Source organism: Albidovulum sp., from assembly GCF_008933605.1.
Classification (GTDB): Bacteria; Pseudomonadota; Alphaproteobacteria; order Rhodobacterales; family Rhodobacteraceae; genus Albidovulum.
Genome location: NZ_WBUS01000236.1, coordinates 1 through 3,399 on the forward strand (window position 1 = coordinate 1; position 3,399 = coordinate 3,399).

General features: G+C 69.4%; 4 protein-coding genes. All 4 read right to left on the reverse strand.

The features are described 5' to 3' along the window. Positions 1 to 856: gamma-glutamylcyclotransferase (locus F9K34_RS18000; protein WP_291338485.1), on the reverse strand; the 856-nt coding region annotated here is incomplete at its 3' end. A gap of 4 nt (positions 857 to 860) precedes the next feature. Continuing rightward, complete coding sequence (locus F9K34_RS18005) at positions 861 to 1,301, reverse strand: TrgA family protein (RefSeq protein WP_291338486.1); 441 nt, start codon at positions 1,299 to 1,301, stop codon at positions 861 to 863. After that, complete coding sequence (locus tag F9K34_RS18010; protein WP_291338487.1) at positions 1,301 to 2,515, reverse strand: SAM-dependent methyltransferase; 1,215 nt, start codon at positions 2,513 to 2,515, stop codon at positions 1,301 to 1,303. The genes F9K34_RS18005 and F9K34_RS18010 overlap by 1 nt, the downstream gene beginning before the upstream one ends. A gap of 55 nt (positions 2,516 to 2,570) precedes the next feature. Further along, a partial coding sequence (locus F9K34_RS18015; RefSeq protein ID WP_291338488.1) for a cryptochrome/photolyase family protein occupies positions 2,571 to 3,399 on the reverse strand: 829 nt, incomplete at its 5' end.

Sequence of the window (3,399 nt, forward strand, 5' to 3'; positions counted from 1 at the left end):
GCGCCAGCCGCGCCTCCTCCTCGGCCTCGCGCCGTGCCGCCGCCTCCGGCGTCTCGCCGCCGTCGACGCGGCCCGCGGGCGCCTCGAGCAGCCAGGGTTGCGGGTCGCCCCGCCCGTGGGGACCCATGCGGAACTGCTCGATCAGGAGCACGCGGTCGCGGAGCGGATCGTAGGGAAGGACGATGACGGCATCGCCGGCGACGAAGACGCCACGGTTCACCTCCGGGCTCATGCCGCCATCGAAGCGCCGGAAACGGAGGTCGAACTCCTCGACGGCGAAATAGTTGGCGTAAACCTGCCGCCCTTGGCGCAGGCTCACGTCGCCGGGCGCGGCACGCATGCGCAGGGTCATGGGCACGTGCTCCGCCTCCGTCTCGGCCCTGAGCCGCGCGCCTGCCCGCACCAGCATCATCCCGTAACGTGCCCAGAGCTTCTCGGGCGCAACGATCCCGCGTTGCGCCATGAAGTCCCCGGCCGCTGCCGTCACGACCGCGCCCCATCGCGCCACCCAGGCCGCAAGGTCCCAGGGCGCCCCGGGGCGCCAGACGCCCGGCTGCGGGAAATAGACCCGTGCGGTCGCGGGGCCGCCCGCCGTCTCCACCCGCATCTCGCGGGTATCGAAGCCGAACCCCGCCTCGTAGAAGTCGAGCCGGGCGACATCCTCGGGTCCAAGGCCACGGACAAGCACGCCCGGCGCCCCCGCACCGCCCGCGACGATCATCGGGAAGGCCGCGACCTCCGCGAGGTGGACGGCGTGATCCGGCAGCGTCGCGGCCTCCACCGCCACCGCGCGGCCGAGCACCGCGCGGACGAGCGGCGGATGGCAGAGCGTTCCGTAGAAGAAGAAGTCCGTCACCGGGTCACTTCCAGCGCCGCGCCGCCCATTCCGACAGGAGCCCGGCCAGCGCCCCTCCCCCCACGAGGACGGCGATCACGTCCCAGGCGAGCATCGCGCGAAGGTAATCCACCCCGATCTCGAAGATCGCCACGATGGCCTCCATCGGCCCCTTGTACTCGGGCCGGAAGGCGCGGAGGAACATGTCGTAGGTCGAGAAGATGACAAGCGCGAGGCCGATCATGACGGCCGAGGTCTTGATGCCGGAATTGACCGCGGCCCAGGTCCCGCGCCCGGCCTCCGGCCCCATCACCCGCCAGCCGGCAACAAGACCGATCAGCGAGGACACGAAGGAAAAGTACCCGAACTGGGTTCCCTCGGGCATGTGCGGCTTGAAGATCTCCGCAGTGAAGAAGGCCAGGACCGCAAAGGCAAATCCGGCGAAAAGCTTGGCGGCTGTGGGCACTAGACTGCTGGCCTCGATACCGTGATTTGTGTCACGTCGCAGTTTCCGCCGCGGAACGCGCCCGCGCAAGAGGTCAGGTAGAAATTCCACATGCGTTGGAATCTTGCATCAAACCCGAGCCCCGCGATCTCGTCCCAGCGGTCGTTGAAGGTCTCGTGCCAGCGCCTGAGGGTCTGGCTGTAGCTCTGGCCGAACTCGAAGGTGCCGACGAGCGTCAGCCCCGCCCGCGCGACCTCGGCCCTGAGAGCGGAGGGCGACGGCAGCATGCCGCCGGGGAAGATGTATTTCTGGATGAAATCCACGCCCTTGCGGTAGATCTCGAAACGCTTTTCCTGCAGCGTGATGATCTGCAGCGTGGCGTTGCGGCCCGGCTTCAGCCGGTCGCGGAGCGTGCCGAAATAGACCGGCCAGTATCTCTCGCCCACCGCCTCGAACATCTCGATCGAGGCGATGCCGTCATAGCTGCCCCGCTCGTCGCGGTAATCCTGCAGCTTCAGCTCCACCCGGTCGGAAAGCCCCGCCCGATGGATGCGCGCCCGGGCATAGTCGAGCTGGGCCCGCGAGATGGTCAGGCCCGTGACCTGCAGCCCCCGCTCGGCGGCCGCATACTCGGCAAATCCGCCCCAGCCGCAGCCGATCTCCAGCACGTGGTCGCCCGGGCTCACGCCCATGCGGTCCACCATGGAGGCGTACTTGGCGCGCTGCGCAGCCTCCAGGCTTTCCTGCCCGGTCTGGAACAGCGCCGAGGAATAGGTCATCGACCGGTCGAGCCAGAGCGCGTAGAACTCGTTGCCGAGGTCGTAGTGGTAGGCGATGTTGCGCCGGGCCTGCCCCCGCGAGTTCGATCGGAGAAGATGGCGCACCCTCTCATAGGCCCTCACCAGCGCCATGCCGGGAAAGCCGTCATAGACGCCCTCGTTGTCGGCATGGATCAGGTCCATGAAGGCCTGCAGGTCGGGCGTCGTCCAGCCGCCCTCCAGGTAGGCCTCGCAGAAGCCGAGGTCGCCTTCGCGGATCAGCCGGGCGAAGATGTCGTCGTCCACCACATGGATTTCGGCCACCGGCCCTGGTCCGGCCCCCTCCACCCGGAACCGCCGGCCATCGGCCAGGACGAAGTCGAGCCGGCCATATCTCAGGCTCCCGGCAATCCGGAGCACCTGCGCGAAATAGCGCGGCAGGCCCCGCTCACCGTCGGTCGTGCGCAGTATGGTCATTAGGCGCTCCTCTGCGCAAAACGGTAAGCGCAGAGGCCCGTGGCCCGCAACCCGGTCATTCTGCAGCTGCACGGTCCCGCTGCTCGTAGGCCCTGAGCGCCCGCGCGCGTCCCTCGGCAAGACCGACGAGTGGCGCGGGATAGGCCGCGTCCGGGCGGAGGTCCCAGGCCCGGGGAACGGCGGCGAAGTATTCCCGCGCGCTCGCGGGCGGTGCGGCCTGACCCTCGGCGAGGAAGGCACGCCGGTAGCGGCCGTCGGGATCGAACCTCTCTGCCTGCGCGTTCGGGTTGAAGATGCGGAAGAACGGTGCGGCGTCCGGCCCGCACCCCGCCACCCACTGCCAGCCCATGGCATTGGCGGCCGGGTCCCAGTCGGTCAGGCAGTCGGCGAACCAGGCGAGTCCCACCCGCCAGTCCGTCATGAGGTGCTTCGTCAGGTAGGAGGCCGCGACCATCCGCGCCCGGTTGTGCATCCGGCCCGTCACGTACATCTCGCGCATCGCGGCATCGACGAAGGGCTCGCCGGTCATGCCGCGCCGCCAGCGCTCGGCCTCCGCGTTGTCGCCGCGCCAGGGAAAACCCTCCCAGCCCGTGCGCCAGTTGGCACCGGCGAGCTTGGGATGGTGAAACATCAGATGCCAGGCGAATTCCCTCCAGGCGAGTTCCGAAAGGAACTTCTCAGCGCCCGGGTTGCCCTCCTCCCGCGCCCGCAGACCCGCCGCCCAGGCCGTGCGCGGGGAGATCTCGCCCCAGGCGAGGTTCTCGGACAGCCCTGACGTCGCACCACGCGCCGGATAGTCGCGCTCGACGGGATAGCGTGCCAGCCGCTCCGCAACGAACCGGTCGAGCCGCGCCAGCGCCGCCGCCTCGCCCACCGTGGCGTGG

Coding starts and splice junctions, on each gene's coding strand:
- F9K34_RS18010 (WP_291338487.1), bottom strand. CDS start 2,515: ATGACCATACTGCGCACGACCGACGGTGAGCGGGGCCTGCCGCGCTAT.